Origin of the sequence: Ehrlichia minasensis, from assembly GCF_004181775.1 — a bacterium.
GTDB classification, from domain to species: domain Bacteria; phylum Pseudomonadota; class Alphaproteobacteria; order Rickettsiales; family Anaplasmataceae; genus Ehrlichia; species Ehrlichia minasensis.
Window position 1 is genome coordinate 1 of record NZ_QOHL01000007.1, and the last position, 21,988, is coordinate 21,988.

Consider the following 21,988-nt stretch of genomic DNA (forward strand, 5'->3'; position numbering starts at 1 on the left):
GCTGTTGATGTAGTTGATATAAAGTAACGTGTATATACACTTCTATAATGCAGTAACTCTATTTTGTGACTTCAAGTGCAAAATAATTTGTTGATCACAGAAAGTACTTAATAACAGCATTAATGATAAAAGGCCGAATTAAATATAAATTACCTATCAAATACTCCATGTAATCTAAATCCGGGATTCTTCTGATGACGATTAGGATTTAGATGCTGGTGTATTAATAACAAATCAGTATTATCTGGTGTAGGCTCCTCATTTTGATTGCTGTTACTTTCTTGAGTTATTGAAACTAGATCTAATTCAGTGTGTTCAATATCAGGGGGAGGTCCATGCTCTCTCAAATATCTTGTCTGTGCTCTCCTGCGACGTCTATTTCTTTCCAAATGCTCGTTCATAATCAAAAAAGATATCCACAGAAATGCAAAGATAAAAAGAGCTGCAATTATCACCCCCACTGTAATAGCAGTACTGTCACTTTGCTGTGTAGTAGTATGAGTGGTTACAAGATTCGACGTTGTCTGTGTTGTAGCGTTATTATTACCTGTCACAGCATTTGTAATATAGTTGTAAACGCTTGTCGCTATACTAGTAGCACTGCTGCTATTTTGCTGTGTAGTAGCAGAAGTATCAGTAGTTGTATGAGTTGTTGTCTGTGTTGTAGTGCTATTATTACCTGTCACAGTATCTGCAATATAAGTGCAAGCTCTAGACAAAAGATTGTTTATAGTAGAAGTAAGAGGATTTGTTGTAGTGGTAATGTTATTTGTACTACTTGTTACATTGTTAGTATCAGGAGTAGAGCTAGGTGTAGTAGGCATAGTATTTGATTATTATAAATTTATATGGATGATAACACTGTGAGTCATGATAAACAAATATATTACAATAGGTTAAAAAAATAATTAAATGTATTATTGTCTATGACAACCAAAGGTTTTTTATATAGTGGTATAGGGTATCTTTTTTGTTGTAAGCATTGAGTAGATGTTTGTAGGAATGACGTATTACTGTGGTTGTTACTTCTGTGGTAAGGTAAATTGTGTATAAAGTTTTATAATGCAATCTATAACTGTAAAGTTAATATAGGATAAATGCATTAATGATGATAAAAAACTTAACAGAGTATAAATACTAAAAGTTTCTGTTAGGTTATTGAATGTAAATCACCTATCAAATACTCCATATAATCTAAATCCAGATGTCTTTTGACTTGTATTATCTTGTTGGACACTGTTATTGTCACTTTGGATTATTAAGTCTAATTCCATTTCAATATCAGGCCTTGGTCCATTTTGTTGCAAATATCTTGTATATTCTTTATTCGCTGTGAGACAATTTATCATAATATACAGAAATATAAAAACAAAAATAACACCTAACAATATTGTAGTCGACATGCTATTATCTACAGTAGAATTAAGAGAATCTAGATTATCTGTTACATTATCTCCAGTTACATTAAAAAAAGAGCCGTTCATATTAATATTATTATACATCATATTAAATTATTATAAGAATTATTAATATAGATATTAACACTATTAGTGCTAATGGTAAATATATTATTAATAAATTTAGGCATTATTAGTTTAAAAGTTAACAATTATTATCTAAATTTTAAAAAGAGTTTTTTATGTAATATATCTTTTCATTTTTATTGTGAACACTAACTTAGTCTCCTACATGATTAGGTTTGTACGTTATTACTATTTAATTGATAAGACAGAAGGTATACGTGTGTGTTGTTATCATGTAATACAGTCAATAATGTTATTGCATAATGTAGAATAATTAAGTGTGGCATGTAATATGTTTAGTAATAATGTTCTTTTTTATTGACGTTAGCTGTATTGCCACAGGTTTAAACTTGCTTAGCTGTAATCATTGATGGATTGTATATAAGTGTTGTTATATGATATAACATGTCAGTAAGACTGCCTGCAATATGAAATAGTTTGATGTTGCGTATTACATTGTTTTTGATCATTTTTGTACTTTCTTATAATTTGTGGTAACTTATTAGTATTTCAGGATGCTTGTATCGTAATATTCTATGATATAGTAATGATAAAAAACATAATTATAATATTATCAATTTGAAACATAACATTTATAAATCATGTAATTTTAGAAAGTTATATCTTTAAAGATTTTTATTAGATAATTAGATGTTGTACATGTAGAACTTTTTATTCTTTCGATTGTGTCATTTATAAATTATAAAGCATTTCTATGTTGTATTTGATCATTTATTATGATAAAAGTACAGGAGTTCTTTGTTATATGGCGGGTGTAGCTCAGTTGGTAGAGCATCAGTTTGTGGCACTGAGGGTCGCCAGTTCAATCCTGGTCACTCGCCCGTATCTTAAGACTTCATCTATTATATAAAAGGCAATAATATTTAATTTATTTTCACTTATTATGCACATTATATAGGAGATTTTTAGTCAAAGTTTTTATTATTGTAACGTATATGTTGGATTTATTTTTGAGATAACTTTTGTAAGAATGCTACACTGTTAAAGAGTCTTTGACATTGCTGTATTTTTATATAAAGTTGAAGGAAGAACTTGTTAAATGATAATTCATATGTTTAATCATGCAGTAAGGTTATTGATTTTGTGTGTTATGTTATTTAGTAATACTGTTTTTGCTGATGTAAAAATAGTTGCTGTAGTAAATGATGATTTGATTTCTAATTTAGATTTAGAAAAGCGTGTTGCTATAAACAAATTTTTTTATAAAGTTGATGGTGGTACAGCAGAAGAAATAGCATTAGATGCTTTAATTGATGAGTCTATATGGAGACAAGAGGCTAAAAAACTTAAAATTACAGTTACTGAAAGAGATGTTGCAGAAGCTATTAAACAATTTTTAGTGATGAAAAATTTAGGAAACATTGATTTTAAGTCTTATGTTGAAACACAAGGATTGGACTATAAAATGTTTATGGAACATATGAAATCTAAACTACTTTGGAATAAAATACTAATGCTCAAAGTAATACCTTATATTATTATTAGTGAGAAAGAAATACGTGATAGTAGGGATTGTACTGTTACTAATGGAGTAGATACATCTGTACATATTCAAGAAATAATAGTTCCAGCTAATGTGAGTGATAATGAATCTATAATAGATAGTATCATGACTGATTTGCAAAGTGGGGTAAGTGTTGAAAATATTAAGGCAGATAAAAAGGATGTATTAGTTGAAGAGGCTAGTATTAGTGTTAAAAGTATTGATGTGGATTTAGCAAATAAATTGCTTAATGCGGAAGTTGGAGATATAATAGGACCTATAAAAAACCAACATGGTAGTTTTGTTATAAAACTTCTACATAGAGCCGACATAAGTCGCGAGTTTGCAAGTAGTAATGTTGATTTAAAGCAAATACATTTAAATGTTGAAGAAGGTAAAGAATATTCAAATCAGATTAGCCAATTGAAGACTAAAGCTACATGTGAAAATTTTAATGATATTGCAAAAGAGTTTGGACTACCTGAGCCATTTAGTTTTGTAATGAAAGTGAAGGATTTGTCTGTAAAAATGCAAAATATGTTGCAATCTTGTGATGTTGGTAAGATAGTAGAAGTTACTGATAATAATGTAGTTGACATTATTATGTTATGTAATGTTACACCAGGTAAAGCTGATGATGTAATAGATAATGCTGATTTTATTAAGCAGAAGCTTTATATGGAAAAGTTAACTATGCAAAGTGAATATTTATTATCCAACTTAAAAAAGAATGCTTTAATAGAAAGATATAATTAATTATTATGTTACGTATAACATCAGGTAAATATCGTGGTAGGAGAATATTTTCTGATAAATTACTAAGTGCTCGTCCTGCTATGTCTATAATTAGAGAGTCTATTTTTAATATCATATTATCTCGTATGAATATTCAAGGCTGTAAAGTTCTTGATTTATTTTGTGGTAGTGGGTCATTATCATTTGAAGCGTTATCCAGAGGAGCAGGGAGTGCTTTATTGATTGATATAAACCACTATAATTTAAGCTTAGTAAAACGAACATCTGAACACTTAGGGGTTGTAAATAATGTCACACTTATGTGTTGTGATGTTGAGAAATTACCTGTTGCTACTGATCAATATGATATTATTTTTGTTGATCCTCCGTATACTAATCCTGCTTTAGTTGATGTAACACTTAGTGTATTAATGAAATTAAATTGGATTAAAAGTAGTAGTGTGGTTGTGGTTAGGATTAGAAAAAAAGTGACTTTTGTATGTCCAGTGGGATATAGAGTGATGGTTGAACGTGTCTATGGAATCTCTAAAGTAATCATATTACAGTGTGAGTAAAATAAAAATGTTTAGATGGTTTTAGTGAGTTTTATATTTTAAAGGTTTATATAGCTATAAGGTTAAGTTCATATTAAATGGTTAAATATGGCAAAGTATGAGAATTTTGTATTTAGCTTATAAAAGTCTTTTTGTATTTCAGTGAATATTAAATTGATACCTTCAAATAATGTTGAAATCATTATGTATAAGTCAGTGTAGTAGGAGTATTTGAATGGGTTGGGTACTTTTTGTATTTGCAATCTTGTGTTGCATAAGATGAGTTTGGTGCTAGGTAGTTAAGTATGAAAAGAATATTGCATTTCTTGTGAAAAGCTTCTTGATATTTCACAGATGTATTGAGATTCATATCTATTGATATTGTGATGTTGCAGTCATTATATTACAAGTAATTGCAATAAGAATATTTAAGTGTGTTTGATACTTTGTATATTTTGAAGACTTATATAGCTATAAAATTAAGTTCATATCAAATAGTTAAATATGTCAAAGTATGAGGATTTCGTATTTAGTTTGTAAAATTCTCTTTGTTTTTCAATGAATATTGAATTGATATCTTATGTACAAATAATGTTGAAACCGTTATATGCAAGTTAATGTAATGGAAATATTTGTAATAGGTTTGATACTCTTTATATTTTGGGAGCTTATGTGGCTATAGGATTAGATTAATGTTGAGTTAGATGTAAGAAGTATAAAGATTTTAGCTGTCAAAGCTCTCTAATAACAATAAATGTTAATATTGGGTTAGTGTATTATGCAATGCATTGTAAGTGAAATGTTATGAAAGTATTTGAATGGTTTTTTGTCTTGAAAAAACTATATGGTTATAATATGGATCTGATGTCAAATAATGAACTGTGAAAAAGTGCAAGGATCTTGAATTTGTTTATAAAAAGTCCTTTATGTTTCAGTAGGTTAATATATTAGATTCATGTCTTTTATTCATATAGTAATATTGAAATCATTAATGGTACATAAAATAGCCCTATAGTTGTGTTGACTAGTAACATAATTGCTGTCTTATCAGGGTTATTGTTTAGCATTGTTGCTAATATTATACCTGTACCTGACATTGGTATTATTGCTAATAGTATTAGTGCCCTATATATGTCGTTATTGTATAACTGTAAGGTTAACTTATCTAAAATGATGAATCCAAGTATTAATACTGGCCAAAATACATATTTTATTATTAATGTAATAAAAATGAATTTCCAATCAATAGTGAAGATTTTAATATTTGCAACTGCTATCCCTAATAACATCATGCCTAATGAAACATAAGCACCTCTAATATTAATTGCAACATCAGATACAAATGGTGGAACAGGTATTTTAAAGTAATTAACAGTTAATGCTATTATGGCAGCGTAAGCTGCAGGTAATGTTGTTAATTTTATTATACATTTTTTTGGAGTATATGCTCCTTGAGCAGCAATATAAAAACCAAAACTATTTTCAAACATTAACATTCCTACATAACAGAAAAGATATATTGATACTGTATGATTGTCAAACATTGCTAATGCAACTGGCAGTCCAAAAAAACCCATACTTGAGCTTCCTGAGCTAAATGCTAATATGTTTCTTGTACTGTCTCTAAAAATGAAAGAAGAAGTATAATATACTACAGCTGACATTATACAACATACAAACCATGTGAAAAAAGGAAGTGATAAAATTTCTGAATTAATGGTTATTTGTGAAATTCCGGAAAACACTACAATTGGGCCCATTATGTAAAAAAGTAATCTTGCTACGCTAGGGCTATCTATTTTAAGAAACTTTCCAGCAATAAATCCCAGAAGTACTGTGATATATAAAGGTAGGATCTTAAATAATAATATAAAAAACATAATTTCTTTAACGTACTACTAGTGTATCAAATACTGTAACATAAGTATGAATTGCTTTACAACTATAGAATCATGAAAAATATGTTTATAAATAGAATTAATAGTAAACAAATTATGTTGTTAAGTTATTATATGATAATCAAATTAGTAAATTTAATAATAGATTGTCATGCTTTTTTATGTATAAGATAGTGTAAAAACTTTTAAAAAAATATGTGTATAGTAGTTTTAGTATAAGATTTTTTAATATTTTAATTTTTGTAGTACATTTTTATATAAGACTTGGGGTATAAAAATGTAGCATCATATAAAGTTGATATGATTTTGTACAAGTAACTATTTGATAATCAAATTTTATTGCTAATATCCTTAGTTTAAGTTTGTATTTTGTACATAGTTAATTTTTTTTGCATGTACATAATTTTAACGTCTGTTAAAAAAGGTTAATTAATATTACTTTATATAAATAACCATTTTATAGTCAATGCTAGCGTTCTTAGTTTGATTATATATTTTATGTTCAATTAAATTTTATTTACATGTGCATGGTTTTAATATCTGTTATGTACTTTATGTATATATTAATCATATAATTAATATTTTCTTCATTTTTTATCAATTCAATGTTATGACTTAATAGATAATTTAAAACTTTTTAATATTGTCTGATTTATACAAGCATAGCTTGTATTAATGTAATATAAATAATTTTATGTCTGTGTGTGAATTTTAGTTAGTGTTTTCTATTAATTTAATACTGTGTGAGTGTTATAGTGACAAAAGTCTTATATTGTTTTATGTATGTTTTAACATGACGTATATTGATATATATAGCATGTCAGTACTTATATCTCTAAATACCTCTAAGCCTTGTAAAGTTACTAGCATAAGATTTTGGAGATGTAGTGCGTGAATTGTTTTGCAAAACAATATAGTCAATATTATGCGCTATTGCATATGCAATAGCTAATTCCTTGGTTTTAAAGAATAAGCGTATCTGTTGTCTTGTATCATGTGACCCTGTCCATTTCATTAATGGTTCTATGTATTGAGTACACGAAGGTTCAAATTCAAGTTTCCATATTTTTGATTTATTGTCACCGGACTGCATTGCACTTTTTGTTGGTTTATATATTCTTGCACGCATATTTGATACTTGTTCTTATCTAAGGAAGCAATTACTATATTAAATATATACAGTAAATAATGCCTTATGTCTATTGATGATGAGTATACTTTTGAAAGTGCTATAGAGCAATTAGAGCTAATAGTTAAAGAGTTGGAATCTAATCAGGTCAGTTTAGCTAGAAGTATTGAGTTATATAGTCTTGGTAAGAAGTTGTATGAGTATTGCAATAAAATTATTGAGGAGATAGAGCTTAAAATAGAAGTTGAAGAATAAAGCTGCTTTCTAAACGTTAGCGCTAATATAAATAATGTAGTGTCTATTTTTTGGATAAGGTTGATTCAAAAAGTAAATGTAATTTGAATAGTTCTCATGAAATTTAACTTAGTGCTGTGATTTTTTGATATGTATGAAAATTAATTGGATTATAAAAAAAATTTTGCTATTTTATAGGAAATAAATAGCTTAATTAATAAAAAGACTAATTAAATGCTTTAAACCTTCTTGTAATGCTGTGACAACTACAATGTAGTTTCTAATTGATAAATTTTACTTTGGTTTTACTTCCTGTTATCATAAGTCATGAAATTCGTGTGGAAAACTGCTTATTTTAAACATGTATGAATAAATTATTGTGCTGTGCAGGATTTATTGTGGTTTCAGTTGTAAGGTTGTGTTTCTATTCAGATAACCTGTGGTGTATGTTAGAAATGTTTGAAAAGAATTTTAATGAGTATTTTGATATTATAATTAAGAATAATTGTTGCAATAGTACTAATTAATGTGGATTAGAGAGTAGAGATGAGTGATGTGATTACTTTTGGGTGTAGGTTGAATTTTTATGAAAGTGAAGTTATCAAAAATAATTTAAGAAAAGCACAATTAGAAGATGTAATTGTTATCCATAGTTGTGCTGTCACTAATGAAGCTGAACGTCAGGTAAGGTCTAAAATACGTAAACTTTACAATAGTAATGCTAATGTAAAAATCATAGTGGCGGGGTGTGCTGCACAATTAAATCCGGACTTATACATTAATATGCCTGGGGTAATTAAAGTATTAGGTAATCAAGATAAATTAAAGTATGAAAGTTATGTTACTGAAGGTAAAGTTGTTGTAAGTAAAATAGAAGATTCAAAAGAAATTGTACAGGATTCAGTAAATAAATTTTCTGGAAAATCTAGGGCGTTAATTGAGATTCAAAATGGATGTAATCATGAATGTACATTTTGTGTTATTACAAAAGCAAGAGGGGATAATCGTTCTCTGAATATAGAAGATATTATCACTAAGGTAAGAGATTGTGTTAACAATGGATATAATGAAGTTGTCTTTACTGGTGTGGATATTAGTGATTTTGGGTTGGATATTTATGGTCAACGTGTACTTGGAAGAATGGTGAAGAGGGTATTAAGTGCGGTTCCACAATTACGTAGGTTAAGATTATCATCTATAGATGTAGCAGAGATAGAAGATGATCTTGTTGATATTATTATAAATGAGCCTAGGTTTATGCCACATTTGCATTTAAGTTTGCAATCAGGAAATAATTTGATTCTTAAGAGGATGAAACGTAGGCATAATAGGGAACAAGTGATAGATTTTTGTGATAAAATACTTAGTAAAAGAAAAGAAGTAGCATTTGGTGCAGATATTATAGTTGGTTTTCCTACAGAAACTGAAGAAATGTTTAGTGATACAGTTAAGTTGATAGAAGAGGCTAATATTTCTTATCTACATGTTTTCCCATACTCGAGGAGGGAAGGTACACCAGCTGCTAGAATGCCACAAGTTATACAAGAAGTAAAAAAAAGACGTGTAAAGTACTTGTTAGAGTTTGCTGAAAAGAGGTTGCATAATTTCTATAATACTCTATTGCATACGAAACAAAGTGTTATTGTTGAAAAGTCAGGTACTGGTAGAGCAGAGAATTTTGCTTTAGTAAAATTTGCTAATGATGATGTTAAGTTACAAAGTGTTGTTGAAGTAAGAATAACAAAAGTAGAAGGAAATTGTTTAATTGCTCAAGTGTTATAATCTTAGATTACTTAGTAGTTTTATATCTATATCTTTCTGAAAGCTTGTTATATATTTTTTAGTGTATGGAGTTCTAATATGGATTTTAAATACAATAAGTACTTTACTGACGCCTAATATTTGTAAAAATATTAAAGCTGCTAAGTTGAGCAAAAGGTATAGGCTATAATGTTTTTTTATTATGTATATGATTTGAGTTTAAAAGGCAGGTAATATGTTATCATACAACACTGTCTGCAAATTTTGAATAGTGCTGATGATTTTGTGGAACATGCTTTTCCTATTGTTGTTAAAAAAGGTGGAATGTTTGAGAAATCTGGATATACAGAAGCAAGTGTTGAAATTGCAAATACAGGATTAGCTCCAGTAGCTGTAGTGTATTAGTTAATGAATCTTGATGGTGCAATGTCAATGATATTTATAATTTTGTAACTGAGCATTAGACTAGAGATTTGCTAGTGCATTTATTATTGTTAATGTTTAATTTACTACCATCTCACAGATTAGTGATTAATTATGTATATGATTTGAGTTTAAAAGGCAGGTAATATGTTATCATGCAACGCTGTCTGCAAATTTTGAATAGTGCTGATGATTTTGTGGAACATACTTTTCCTATTGTTGTTAAAAAAGGTGGAATGTTTGAGAAATCTGGATATACAGAAGCAAGTGTTGAAATTGCAAAATACAGGATTAGCTCCAGTAGCTGTAGTGTATGAGTTAATGAATCCTGATGGTGCAATGTCAATGATATTTATAATTTTGTAACTGAGCATTAAACTAGAGATTTGCTAGTGCCTTATTATTGTTGATGCTTAGTTTGCTGCTGTCTCATGGATTAGTGATTAATTTAAAGAATTTGGTATATTGTAGGTTTCAGGTTTTACACTCTGCAATTGTGTAATTTTTTTACTTATATTGTGCTATTACCGTCTATGGCTACTATTTTAAAAGTATTCTGATTTTTAGTTATGAACCGCGCATATTCTATATTTGTTGTCATTACTCACAGTGTTTCTACTAACTTCCTTACACTGATATAGTAACAATTTGCTAATTGTCAGATGATCGGTGTTGTAATAGTACACTTTACTTAGTATTAGAAAACTATCTAAAATATTTTAATAGTAATGATTATGCTTTATTCTGAAATGCACTTGAACTGATGGTAGGATATTTGTATGTAGTATGCTAATTTTCAAGCAGTAACATATATTTGTGGTGATACGTTTTACTTTCATATTATTAAAAACTGTCTAAAAAATTTTAAATATACTGAGTGTGATTTGTTCTAAGACAAGTTTGAGTTTAAGAAGAGTAAATCCATATTTCTAGGTTATAACATATATACTCAATTTACTGGTAACCTGTATTGATGGTAATGTACTTGGGATTGAAGAATTATCTAAATTAAAGATATTATTTATGATTTATGCTATTACATACTTAAGCTTAAGATAGGTATATCATTTGCAGATTATTTGTATAAGTATTTTTCTGAGTTGTGAGTATCTGTGCAATTTTCTGATAAATTATATTGGAGATAATGAACTGTGATATTAAAAAACTATTTGAATTAAGGATATTACTTGTGATTTATGCTGGTGCATACTTAAGCGTAAGATAGATTTGTCATTTGATAAAAATTGTTTAATATAAATATTTGCTGCTACTTATAAATCTGTGGTCCTAATAAGATAGATAATGGATGTGAATGTCAAATTATTACATACTACACTTGCTAGCTTTGAATAGTGGCAGCGATGTTGTATAGAGCTTAAACAAAACACAATGTACCAGATTTTAGAAAAAATATTCTAATATTAGTAATATCTTATTATAGTGTACTCAAACAGGTTTAATCTTTGATTACTTAAAATCTTATTGCAATTAGTGATATTGATATATCAGTAAATATATACCTAATAAATAGATACAAAAGACGGCATGATGATAAAAAAATCAAATAAAACTTTTGACCTATAGCTCTTTAAATGTGACTGTTTAATTCATTTATTATCTTTGAAATGTCAGCTCCAATAACTTGTGATAGCTTTTTGCCTTTTTTAAACATCAAAATAGTTGGTACTGCACTGACTCCATACTGAATAGCAACATCTTGGTTATCTTCAATGCTCAACTTGTATATTTTTACCTGTTCGGCGTACTGCTGTGCTAACTTTTCAAGTTGTGGCTCTAAAGTCTTACAAGGTCCACACCATGGAGCCCAAAAATCCACTAAAATTAGCATATCTTTATTGCAAGATATAACCTTATTGTGGAAATCACTATCACTAATTTGCTCGATCATTACGATACCATGCTTATAAAATTTACCAATATTGTAAAACAGTTGTAAATTATCGCAAGAATAATGATAAAAAATATTGTTTAAAATATGTATTCTATAATTTATTGAGTTAATGTGCATGTGAAAATATTTTGTTGGGTTTTATATAAAGTATTTTTAAATGTTAAATAGCATAGTTTTGACAATTCAGATGTATATATTCTTATGCAAATAATCAACTTTCCTAATTTAACAAGTCATTACTTGATTTGAATAAATCTATTGTTGCTGCATTGAATAAGCATACATTATGTAAACATTTTAGAAGTTGTTCATAATATCTTAAGTGAGCATGTTATTTTATAATACAAATAAACAGATTTAGGGCAAATAAGTGGTTTTGATACTTATTTGATGATACTATTGTTACTGTATCACAATTACCTTAAATAATATTCTCAATATATTATATCCTTATTGTGAATCTCTACTTTTTCTCTTATATTTATTGTTAAATACACACACTGTATCTGAACCGTAACGTAAAGTGAATACATCACTAACTCGTTCAATAATCACATAATCGCCAGATACTCTAAAGTTAATCAATGACTCATATCCTTCAGAGTCTACAGTAAAGATTGAAGGTAGATCTGCATTAATATGTGCAAACTGCATGTAAGTAAACTGATTATCATCAAAAATCTTAAGTGGTACAATTCTCTGACTTCCTCTATTATGTGATACTAGATAATCAAAATTCAACCCTTTTTTGGCAACTTCAGTATCAGTTAAGTCTGGAATTGCAGGCTGACTAACTGGGAATATCATACCTGAACTATCTTCTCCAACAAGATTTTCAGTGGAAGAATATAGAAACCTAACTTCATAAGCTAATCTTGGATCATCCAATCCTTTTGCTTCTTCTGCAAAAAATTCGAAATAGTACACACGCTTGTTTGTAATAATAGTTGCATTTGTGTCTGCCTTATCGGCTACAGGTTTAATAAATAACCTATTACCTTTTGGCATTAATTGCCATCCAGTTGAATCGCCCATAGATATAGTATCTATGCTCTCGCCTTCTTCAAATAGTATGCTAGACTGATACCCGTAAAACCCTGTGTATTTATGTATAGCATGAGGATTGTAAGTCATAACTTTGATGTGATTGTCCTGTGCTATAGACCGTACTTCTTGTTTAGCAAAACAAATTGCGCTATTAAATAAAATCAAGACAAAAACTATTGCTGTGTTTCTCATCTGTGTATGTAGTAAAATATACAACGTCTCATTGTAACATTAATCTTACAACTTGCAACAAGTCTATGCAAATTTAGTATGTAAAATCATAAAATACGCATGTTAAAAATTGATAAAATTACTATGGAAGATTGTTTGTGTGTTAATCTTAGTGAAGTGTTTTGTATGATTAATAACCCTGTTTAGATAAACTTGCTGATTAAATTATTAATACTCTGTAATCTAGATTAGCAATGTGTTTAAAGGATTACTTTAAATTTGGTATTATGTTCATTATTCTACGTTTGACTAATTTTGAGTGAGTTATCTCAGACAATGTATTTAAAATGTTGCTGTTTTAAGCTGATAATATCATTGTTCTGTATTACTAAATAGTTAGTGACGGTTAGTATTAGGCAGTTTTCTATTAAGTTGTTACGAGTTAGTACTCTTAATTTAAGCTAACAATGTGTTATAAACCATGACTTACTTAAATGTTATATTAGCATTTTATAATTGTTAAAAATTAGTAATAAATGTGCATTAGATAAATTTTGTAATGAGTTGTTGAAAACAATATATTGTTGTGATTTAAGCTTATTGTTGCACTATTGCAAATTATTCAGCTTTATTAGTCTTCTAACCCACACTTACTTCAGTGATTTGTAGTAAAACAGTGCTTTACATTACTTGATAATCTATTTAAAAAGTTTTGAAATTATCAAAGAGTACAACAACCTTAGTTATACTTGTCTAATACATAGTATAATGCAAGTTGTAAATATATTTGACATATATTAGTTTTGATATATATCGGTATACAGCGTATTAATGTCAGGCTCACTACTATTCTGTGAAAAATCTACAGCTTCTTTGACTATATTGCGTATTTCTTTATCATATTTATTACATGCTTCATCAGATACAATATTGTTAGATATTAAATAATTTTTTAAGTGAGTAATTGGATCTTTATTTTCTTTTATTTCTTCTACTTCTTGCTTTGATCTATATTTTGCTGGGTCTGACATGGAATGTCCTCTGTAACGATAAGTTTTCATTTCTAATAGTATTGGACCATTGTTTGATCTGCAGTGGTTTGCTGCATCAATTGCAGCTTGTGTTACAGCAAATAAATTCATACCATCTACTTGATATCCTGGTATACCAAAACTTTCGCCTTTTTTATATAAATCTGTTATATAAGATGATCTAGATACAGATGTACCCATTGCATATTCATTGTTCTCTATAACATATATTACTGGTAGTTTCCATAGTGCAGCAATATTAAAAGCTTCGTAAACTTGGCCTTGGTTAACTGCACCATCTCCAAAACATGTAAATACAACGTTATTATTTTTCTTATATTTATTTGCAAGTGCAATACCTGTGCCTATTGGTACTTGTGCGGCAACAATGCCATGACCTCCAAAAAAATTCTTCTCTATATTGAACATATGCATTGATCCGCCTTTGCCTTTTGAGCACCCTGTGCTTTTGCCCATTAATTCTGCCATTACATATTTTGGATCTGTTCCTACGGAAAGCATGAATCCATGGTCTCTGTAACTAGTAATAATAGCATCTCCTTCTGTAATAGCATTTTGTATACCTGCTGCTATAGCTTCTTGCCCTATGTATAAGTGACAAAAACCTCCTATCAGACCCATACCATAGAGCTGACCAGACTTTTCTTCAAATCTACGCATTAATAGCATACTGTAATAGCAATTTATTAGCTGTTCATTTGTTAAGTTATTAGAATGTTTTTTTGTCATGTATTACCTAAAATGTGATGAACTTAATACGTGATATATTTATCAGTTTATTTTATATCAAAATATTGCTAACTTATTTATTAATACACCGCAACAACTAATTATGTGTTAAATGTGTATATTTATTAATGTAATTGCACTAATAATTTATGATAAGTGTTAATGATTAAAATAATTGTTAATCTACTTACAATATATTATATAATTTACTGTGTTACGCTAACTTAACAACCAATTTTTTATATCCTGTATTTGATAGTCATCCATTAATGCTGGTGCATGGCCTATGTCACGATACTCTATGGAATCAATATTTTGTTTTGAGAGTAGCATTTTTTTTAATGTACTATGTGTTAAAACACCTGACAAACTTCCGTGTATAACTAATATTTTGCTCTGTATTTTGTCCCATGTGTTCCATATATTCCATGTATCACTCTTTATCTTACTGATGTCTTCATTTAAAGCTAGACCTATTTTAGGATCTGATGCTAATGAGTAAGTATTATTAGTATTTTGTGTAATGCTATGCGTAATGATATGTTGCCAGTGATTTTCTTGCTTGATGCCAAAGTTAGTTAGTAAATTTTTTATATATACTGCTGCTTCGTCAATTGTGTTAAATGTTGGGTTAATATTTATGTGTTGAGAAATTTTTTTTAAAGTTGATGTTCTGATAGATGGTCCTACATCATTAATAATGAGTTTATTGATTAAATGAGGGAAGTACGCAGCTAAATACATTCCTATTATTCCACCCATTGATGTGCCTAAAAAGTCTACCCTATCAATTTTTAGATGTCTAAGTAGATAGACTATACTCTTACAGTAGGTTGAGTAAGTGTACAATTGGTAGTCTTGTAACCATGAACTTTTACCTCTTCCTACAATATCTGGACAGATGATTTTATAATTGGATGATAGAGCATTTGCTAAGTAATCAAAATCCCTAGCGTTTCTCGTTATGCCATGTACACATATTAAATAATTATTGCTAGTGCTATTAAAATGATAATAGCACATTGTAAATTTTTCTTTGAGTTGACTTATATTAAGTGTATAAGGTATCATAGTTTGTAAGTATAAATTGACATGTGGTTATGATATTTTTTTATTCATTTTTAAAATAAGATGCAAATAATAAAAAATAAGTGTTGACATAAGATGAATATGTCGTTAAAAATTATATCTCATGGGATACATATTGTGTTATGTATCTTGTTGGTTGACAAGTAAGCAAAAAGATTAATTAAATGGTAAGGTTGATGATATTAATCATCAATCAATTCAATTAGCTAAGAGTATAATAAATAAATGTAGTTTTAATACTGCATATATAGCAAATGAGTAAATAATAAAGAGCATTTGATGGATGCCTTGGCGTTAAGAGGCGATGAAAGACGTGGTAGGCTGCGATAAGCTGCGGGGAATTGTCAGACGAATTTTGATCCGCAGATTTCTGAATGGGGAAACCTAATCAATTTATTGATTATTGCATATTGAATACATAGATATGTAAAGCAAACCTGGTGAACTGAAATATCTCAGTAGCTAGAGGAAAGGAAATCAAAAGAGACTCCGTTAGTAGTGACGAGCGAACGCGGATCAGGCCAGTGGTTTATAGTTAAAAATTAGAATACTTTGGAAAGAGTAGCCATAGATGGTGATAGCCCAGTATAAGTAAAAAGATTATAGATCCTTGAGTAGGGCGGGACACGTGAAATCCTGTTTGAAGATGGGGGGACCATCCTCCAAGCCTAAGTACTCCTTAACGACCGATAGTGGACAAGTACCGTGAGGGAAAGGTGAAAAGAACCCCGGGAGGGGAGTGAAATAGACCCTGAAATCGAATGCTTACAACCAGTTGGAGCCTTATATTTATCTTTGGGAGCAATCTCATCTATATTTATTAGGGTGACAGCGTACCTTTTGCATAATGGGTCAGCGAGTTAATCTATTAAGCAAGCTTAAGCCGTTAGGTGTAGGCACAGCGAAAGCGAGTCTGAATAGGGCGTTTAGTTTAATGGATTAGACCCGAAACCAAGTGATCTAACCATGGCCAGGTTGAAGGTGTAGTAAAATACATTGGAGGACCGAACCTGTTACTGTTGCAATAGTATTGGATGAGTTGTGGTTAGGGGTGAAAGGCCAATCAAACTTGGAAATAGCTGGTTCTCCGCGAAATCTATTGAGGTAGAGCGTTGTACTATATACTTTTGGGGGTAGAGCACTGAATGGACTAGGGAGACTCATCCTCTTACCAAATCCAATCAAACTCCGAATACCAATAAGTAGTTATACAGCAGACACACTATGGGTGCTAAGTCCGTAGTGGAAAGGGAAACAGCCCAGATCGCCGTCTAAGGTCCCGAAATTATGGCTAAGTGTGGAAGGAAGTGAGAAGACCAATACAGCTAGTAGGTTGGCTTAGAAGCAGCCATCCTTTAAAGAAAGCGTAACAGCTCACTTGTCTAAATAAGTTTTCTTGCGCCGAAGATGTAACGGGGCTCAAGCCATATGCCGAAGACGCGAATTCCTAATGAAAGTTAGGTCTGGTAGCGGAGCGTTTTGTAAGCCTGTGAAGGTAGTCCGTGAGGGCTGCTGGAGGTATCAAAAGTGAGAATGCTGACATGAGTAGCGTAAAAGAGTGTGAAAGCCACTCTCGCCGAAAACCTAAGGTTTCCTGTGTTAAGTCAATCTGCGCAGGGTTAGTCGGATCCTAAGGCGAGGCCGTAAAGGAGTAGTCGATGGAAATCAGGTTAATATTCCTGAACCTTTTAAGCGTGACGGATTTTGTGTTAGTGTGGGCCTTATTGGATTGGCTCATGCTTTGAAGAGATCCCAGGAAATAGCGCTTAAGTTTATAAGTCCGTACCGTAAACCGACACTGGTAGGTAGGTAGAGTATACTAAGGCGATTGAGAGAACGATGTTGAAGGAACTCGGCAAATTACACCTGTAACTTAGGGAGAAGGGTGGCCTATATGTGGGCAACCATGTGTAGGTGGCACAGAATAGGGGGTAGCGACTGTTTACTAAAAACACAGGACTCTGCAAACACGTAAGTGGAAGTATAGGGTCTGACGCCTGCCCGGTGCTGGAAGGTTAACATGAGGGGTGCAAGCTCCAAGTCGAAGCCCCAGTAAACGGCGGCCGTAAAACTGACGGTCCTAAGGTAGCGAAATTCCTTGTCGGGTAAGTTCCGACCCGCACGAATGGCGTAACGATTTCCCCACTGTCTCCAACATCGACTCAGCGAAATTGAATTCCCCGTGCTGATGCGGGGTACCCGCGGGTAGACGAAGAGACCCCGTGCACCTTTACTATAGCTTTACATTGATGTTAGGGATGTGATGTGCAGGATAAGTGGGAAACTTTGAAGCTAGAGCGCCAGCTTTAGTGGAGTTGACCTTGAGATACCACTCTTTACATTTTTGATATCTAACTATGCCCCATAGAATCTGGGGTTAGGACATTGTATGGTGGGTAGTTTGACTGGGGCGGTCGCCTCCTAAAGAGTAACGGAGGCGTGCGATGGTAAGCTAGAGCTGGTCAGAAATCAGCTTTTATAGTACAATGGCATAAGCTTGCCTGACTGTGAGGCCGACAGGCCGAACAGAGACGAAAGTCGGTCATAGTGATCCGGTGATTCCGCATGGAAGGGTCATCGCTCAACGGATAAAAGGTACGCCGGGGATAACAGGCTTATGGTGTCTAAGAGTTCATATCGACGACACCGTTTGGCACCTCGATGTCGACTCATCACATCCTGGGGCTGAAGTAGGTCCCAAGGGTTCGGCTGTTCGCCGATTAAAGTGATACGTGAGTTGGGTTTAGAACGTCGTGAGACAGTTCGGTTTCTATCTTCCGTGGGCGTTTGGAAATTTGAGAGGATCTGACTCTAGTACGAGAGGACCGAGTTGGACATACCTCTGGTGTACCAGTTGTTGTGCCAACAGCATCGCTGGGTAGCTAAGTATGGATAGGATAATTACTGAAAGCATCTAAGTAAGAAACCTTCCTTAAGATTAGATTTCCCCATTAGGGCCGTGAAAGACCATCACGTTGATAGGCTGGGTGTGTAAGTATGGTAACATATGTAGCTAACCAGTACTAATAGCCCAATTGATTTACTTATTTTGTAAATATATGTAGTGTTAAAACTGCAAGCTCATCTTTTTGCTTATTTGTGGTTTATAGTTTAATTGGGTTGGTGGTAATAGCAGAAGTGGTACACCCAGCTTACATTTCGAACCTGGAAGTTAAGCCTTCTAGCGCTGATGGTACTTTGTCTTAAGGCATGGGAGAGTAAGTCACTGCCACCCTTGTTAAGCTATAAATCCTTTGTTGGCTTTTATGTAATTATCTTTTTTGCTTACTTCTCTATTCTTAATAATTATTTTACTATAGCTTAGTATTTTGCTTTTAAGGTGATGTTGTTAATGTTTACCTTATGTTATTTAATTTTAAATTTCATTTTATCATATGAGTACATAATTGTTGCTCGTATTTGATTTGTTACTTCTATTGTTTGTATTTTATTTTTGTGTTATGCCTTGTTATGGTATGTTTTGTTAAGCACGATTATAGGCTTTTATTACAATGATTCTTTTTGTAAAGGTGTGTTAGATAATATTCATTAGTATAGTTAAAAGTTTTTTATTTTAAGGTGTTGTAATAAATGTCATATACAGTTCATTTGTGAAATATGTTTTTTAAGAAAATCTTAGATTATAAAATTTAAAAACTTTTTTACTAATTTACTTAAGTTTTAGTTTTAATAAAGTTTGATTTTAAAATATTCTTCTAATCAATGCCAGGTAAAATTTAGTTTTCTAAAATCTTTGTTTGAAACTTATAAATAATTATAGTACATCCTAAACACTTTTTTCACTTGTTAATGTGTATGTTTGGTTTTTTATAGTGTTTAGAATGTTATAAGTAAATATAAGTTTTGTTAAAAAAATCTTTTTTGTGGTAATAATGAATTATATTATTTTGAGAGTTCAGTAATTCTTTATGTGCTTATCTAAAATATTTAATTTTTGTGAGTGTCTTGTATAGGTTGTGAAAAAAATAGTATAATTTACTTTTGAAAGATTTTTTGAATAAGAATTTGTAAACATCTAAAAATTTTTTTAACTTTTGTATTACACAGTAGAGGGTTAGGTGAAAACTATAGTTTAGCATTGCTGGTGTGTGATGTTATCAACAATAAGTTTTATTTCATTTGGGAGTAGGTTATTATACATTGATTATTATGTTTAGGGTTGTGATTTGATGTTTTTCTATGCATTTGCATTATGAAATTTCTGCTGGTGCGGCACTAATGGATGTATATTTATGCCCAAATATTTTTCACATTTTTTATTATCTGTAAGTTTTAATCATGATTTAGGATTAGTTATATCTTAATTGCAACGTGAAAGTTTGATATGTCTGTAGTGATGCTTTATAAATCAATTCCTAAATAATTTTGTAATGTTATTCTGTTGTGAAGGTTTAGTTAGCATATTCAATCTTTTGCATCAATTGGTGCTTTTCAATAGTGATTTTGATATCTTGACTATTCATATGAGTAGATAATGATTTCATGTTTTTGGATAGTTATTGAGTTGTGAATGTTATATTACTGATATAATAATAGTCACTTTGTTTAAATGTTTTTTGTATGTGCTCGTTAGCTTAAAGTTGTAGTATTTTGTTTGTGTGTAGTAAAGTCGTAGTAATAATGATTGTATTGTGAAAATGATGTTAATATGTAACAGTTAGTTTAGTTTCGATGTTTTTTCAGAATACATTGGGTTTGAATATTTATTGTTATGTTAGTGGATCATAGTTTGATGCCTCTCTAGTGATGATTACATCATGAACGTGGCTTTCGCGTAACCCTGCTGACGTGATACTAGTAAATTTACATTTTGTTTTCATATCACTTATATTTCTGTTGCCTGTGTATCCCATTGCAGATTTTAATCCGCCTACTAATTGATGTATTACTCCTGCAACTGGCCCTTTAAGAGGAACTCTGCCTTCTATGCCTTCTGGAATAAATTTATGATTATTTTCCTGAAAATAACGACTTGCGGATCCGTGTTTCATCGCTCCAACTGATCCCATGCCTCTGTATGACTTATATGCACGTCCATTGTAGATTATAATTTCACCTGGACTTTCATCTGTGCCAGCGAAAATAGAACCTATCATTACAACATCTGCTCCTGCTGCTATGGATTTTGCTATATCTCCAGAATATTTAATGCCTCCATCAGCAATGACTTTAATTTTTTTATTTTTACATGCATTTGCAGAATTTAGAATTGCTGAGAACTGTGGTACACCTACCCCAGTTACGATTCTTGTTGTACAAATTGAACCTGGCCCTATCCCTACTTTAACAGCATCTACTCCTGCTTCAATTAATGCTTGGGTTCCTTCTGCTGTTGCAACGTTCCCTCCAATTATTTGAGCATGTGGAAATACGGACCTGATCTCTTTGACTGTTGTTAAAACTCTCTCAGAATGTCCATGGGCTGTGTCTACAACTATTATGTCAACATCTTCTGCAATTAATGCTTCAGCTCTTTCTATTCCATCTTTTGTACCGGTTCCTACTGCAGCTGCTACTCTTAACCTTGCACCGCTGTCTTTGCATGAGTTTGGGAATTGATTGAATTTTTCTATGTCTTTTACTGTAATAAGACCAACGCAACAATAATTGTTGTCTACTACTATAAGTCTTTCTTTCCTGTATTGGTGTAGTAGTTTTATTGCATCTGATCGCTCTATGCCTTCTGGAACTGTGATCAAGTGGTCTTTAGTCATTATATCAGCTACTTTACAGCCTTTATCTTCAATAAACCTTACATCACGATTTGTTAATATGCCAACTAGAAGTTTACCATTTTCTGTATCTGTTACTACTGGTATTCCGGAATAGCTATATTCTTCCATTATTGAAAGTGCTACTGCTAAACTATCATCAGGAGAAACTGCAATTGGGTTGTATACTATCCAACTTTCATATTTTTTTACTTTCCTGACTTCAAGCAGCTGTTTATCTATAGATAGATTTTTATGTATGCAACCTATACCTCCGTGTTGTGCTAATGCTATAGCAAGTTTTGCTTCTGTCACTGTGTCCATTGCTGCAGAAATAAGAGGAATTTTTAGCTCTATTTCATTTGTTATGTAAGTTGTAACATCTGTTTCTGCAGGCAATATGTCGGACGCTGATGGAATGATTAATATATCGTCGAAGGAATAAGAGAGTTCCACTTTATTTGCCGTAAAAGATTTCTCATAGAGTATATTAAT

General features: G+C 31.1%; 14 protein-coding genes, 1 tRNA gene and 2 rRNA genes. 8 read left to right on the forward strand and 9 right to left on the reverse strand.

Going from position 1 to position 21,988, the window contains the following annotated elements; all coding sequences use genetic code 11:
* Positions 1-149 precede the first annotated feature (149 nt).
* Both DRF75_RS02020 and DRF75_RS02025 read right to left on the reverse strand, forming a co-directional pair.
* Positions 150-824, reverse strand: coding sequence for a hypothetical protein (locus DRF75_RS02020; protein WP_045170898.1), 675 nt, complete (start codon positions 822-824; stop codon positions 150-152).
* 345 nt (positions 825-1,169) lie between these two features.
* The gene (locus tag DRF75_RS02025) at positions 1,170-1,484 is read right to left on the reverse strand and encodes a hypothetical protein (protein WP_129992570.1); all 315 of its coding nucleotides are present in this window, start codon (positions 1,482-1,484) and stop codon (positions 1,170-1,172) included.
* Between the two features lie 808 nt (positions 1,485-2,292).
* Here DRF75_RS02025 and DRF75_RS02030 point away from each other — a divergent pair.
* The 3 genes from DRF75_RS02030 to rsmD all read left to right on the forward strand — a co-directional run bounded on the left by DRF75_RS02030 (position 2,293) and on the right by rsmD (position 4,337).
* Positions 2,293-2,365: transfer RNA gene (locus tag DRF75_RS02030), tRNA-His, on the forward strand.
* Positions 2,366-2,634: 269 nt separating this feature from the next.
* Positions 2,635-3,783 (forward strand): SurA N-terminal domain-containing protein, encoded by a 1,149-nt coding sequence (locus DRF75_RS02035; RefSeq protein WP_240729879.1) that lies wholly within the window; start codon positions 2,635-2,637, stop codon positions 3,781-3,783.
* A 5-nt stretch (positions 3,784-3,788) separates the two neighbouring features.
* The gene (gene rsmD / locus DRF75_RS02040; RefSeq protein WP_045170918.1) at positions 3,789-4,337 is read left to right on the forward strand and encodes a 16S rRNA (guanine(966)-N(2))-methyltransferase RsmD; all 549 of its coding nucleotides are present in this window, start codon (positions 3,789-3,791) and stop codon (positions 4,335-4,337) included.
* A gap of 941 nt (positions 4,338-5,278) precedes the next feature.
* On the opposite strand, the gene DRF75_RS02045 is transcribed toward rsmD, so the two are convergent.
* Positions 5,279-6,196, reverse strand: coding sequence for an AEC family transporter (locus DRF75_RS02045; protein WP_045170917.1), 918 nt, complete (start codon positions 6,194-6,196; stop codon positions 5,279-5,281).
* An 853-nt stretch (positions 6,197-7,049) separates the two neighbouring features.
* A complete protein-coding gene (locus tag DRF75_RS02050; RefSeq protein WP_045170916.1) occupies positions 7,050-7,343 on the reverse strand; it encodes an ETC complex I subunit in 294 nt (97 codons plus the stop codon).
* 66 nt (positions 7,344-7,409) lie between these two features.
* Here DRF75_RS02050 and xseB point away from each other — a divergent pair, with 66 nt between their 5' ends.
* The 3 genes from xseB (at position 7,410) to DRF75_RS05190 (ending at position 10,127) form a co-directional block, all read left to right on the forward strand.
* A complete protein-coding gene (gene xseB, locus DRF75_RS02055; RefSeq protein ID WP_045170915.1) occupies positions 7,410-7,598 on the forward strand; it encodes an exodeoxyribonuclease VII small subunit in 189 nt (62 codons plus the stop codon).
* A 525-nt stretch (positions 7,599-8,123) separates the two neighbouring features.
* Positions 8,124-9,359: a tRNA (N(6)-L-threonylcarbamoyladenosine(37)-C(2))-methylthiotransferase MtaB gene (gene mtaB / locus DRF75_RS02060; RefSeq protein ID WP_045170914.1), complete on the forward strand. Its 1,236-nt coding sequence runs from the start codon at positions 8,124-8,126 to the stop codon at positions 9,357-9,359.
* A gap of 642 nt (positions 9,360-10,001) precedes the next feature.
* Positions 10,002-10,127, forward strand: coding sequence for a hypothetical protein (locus tag DRF75_RS05190; RefSeq protein WP_276318947.1), 126 nt, complete (start codon positions 10,002-10,004; stop codon positions 10,125-10,127).
* A gap of 1,222 nt (positions 10,128-11,349) precedes the next feature.
* Here the strand turns inward: DRF75_RS05190 and trxA are convergent.
* The 4 genes from trxA to DRF75_RS02090 form a co-directional block, all read right to left on the reverse strand.
* Positions 11,350-11,670: a thioredoxin gene (gene trxA, locus DRF75_RS02075; protein ID WP_045170913.1), complete on the reverse strand. Its 321-nt coding sequence runs from the start codon at positions 11,668-11,670 to the stop codon at positions 11,350-11,352.
* Positions 11,671-12,123: 453 nt separating this feature from the next.
* Complete coding sequence (locus DRF75_RS02080) at positions 12,124-12,912, reverse strand: TrbG/VirB9 family P-type conjugative transfer protein (protein ID WP_129992573.1); 789 nt, start codon at positions 12,910-12,912, stop codon at positions 12,124-12,126.
* Positions 12,913-13,688: 776 nt separating this feature from the next.
* Positions 13,689-14,672 carry a pyruvate dehydrogenase (acetyl-transferring) E1 component subunit alpha gene (pdhA, locus tag DRF75_RS02085; protein ID WP_045170911.1) on the reverse strand — a complete coding sequence of 328 codons (984 nt, stop codon included), beginning with the start codon at positions 14,670-14,672 and terminating at the stop codon, positions 13,689-13,691.
* A gap of 219 nt (positions 14,673-14,891) precedes the next feature.
* Complete coding sequence (locus DRF75_RS02090) at positions 14,892-15,743, reverse strand: alpha/beta fold hydrolase (protein WP_045170910.1); 852 nt, start codon at positions 15,741-15,743, stop codon at positions 14,892-14,894.
* 274 nt (positions 15,744-16,017) lie between these two features.
* Here DRF75_RS02090 and DRF75_RS02095 point away from each other — a divergent pair.
* Both DRF75_RS02095 and rrf read left to right on the forward strand, forming a co-directional pair.
* Positions 16,018-18,809, forward strand: a 23S ribosomal RNA gene (locus tag DRF75_RS02095).
* A 71-nt stretch (positions 18,810-18,880) separates the two neighbouring features.
* Positions 18,881-18,996: ribosomal RNA gene (gene rrf / locus DRF75_RS02100) — 5S ribosomal RNA — on the forward strand.
* Positions 18,997-20,491: 1,495 nt separating this feature from the next.
* On the opposite strand, the gene guaB is transcribed toward rrf, so the two are convergent.
* Entirely contained in the window at positions 20,492-21,949 is a 1,458-nt protein-coding gene (guaB, locus tag DRF75_RS02105) for an IMP dehydrogenase (RefSeq protein WP_045170909.1), read from the reverse strand.
* Positions 21,950-21,988 lie beyond the last annotated feature (39 nt).

Excerpts from the sequence above, each read along its gene's own strand:
- DRF75_RS02020 (WP_045170898.1), bottom strand. The coding sequence starts at position 824 with ATGCCTACTACACCTAGCTCTACTCCTGATACTAACAATGTAACAAGT.
- DRF75_RS02025 (WP_129992570.1), bottom strand. The coding sequence starts at position 1,484 with ATGAACGGCTCTTTTTTTAATGTAACTGGAGATAATGTAACAGATAAT.
- DRF75_RS02035 (WP_240729879.1), top strand. The coding sequence starts at position 2,635 with ATGTTATTTAGTAATACTGTTTTTGCTGATGTAAAAATAGTTGCTGTA.
- rsmD (WP_045170918.1), top strand. The coding sequence starts at position 3,789 with ATGTTACGTATAACATCAGGTAAATATCGTGGTAGGAGAATATTTTCT.
- DRF75_RS02045 (WP_045170917.1), bottom strand. The coding sequence starts at position 6,196 with ATGTTTTTTATATTATTATTTAAGATCCTACCTTTATATATCACAGTA.
- DRF75_RS02050 (WP_045170916.1), bottom strand. The coding sequence starts at position 7,343 with ATGCGTGCAAGAATATATAAACCAACAAAAAGTGCAATGCAGTCCGGT.
- xseB (WP_045170915.1), top strand. The coding sequence starts at position 7,410 with ATGTCTATTGATGATGAGTATACTTTTGAAAGTGCTATAGAGCAATTA.
- mtaB (WP_045170914.1), top strand. The coding sequence starts at position 8,124 with ATGAGTGATGTGATTACTTTTGGGTGTAGGTTGAATTTTTATGAAAGT.
- trxA (WP_045170913.1), bottom strand. The coding sequence starts at position 11,670 with ATGATCGAGCAAATTAGTGATAGTGATTTCCACAATAAGGTTATATCT.
- DRF75_RS02080 (WP_129992573.1), bottom strand. The coding sequence starts at position 12,912 with ATGAGAAACACAGCAATAGTTTTTGTCTTGATTTTATTTAATAGCGCA.
- pdhA (WP_045170911.1), bottom strand. The coding sequence starts at position 14,672 with ATGACAAAAAAACATTCTAATAACTTAACAAATGAACAGCTAATAAAT.
- DRF75_RS02090 (WP_045170910.1), bottom strand. The coding sequence starts at position 15,743 with ATGATACCTTATACACTTAATATAAGTCAACTCAAAGAAAAATTTACA.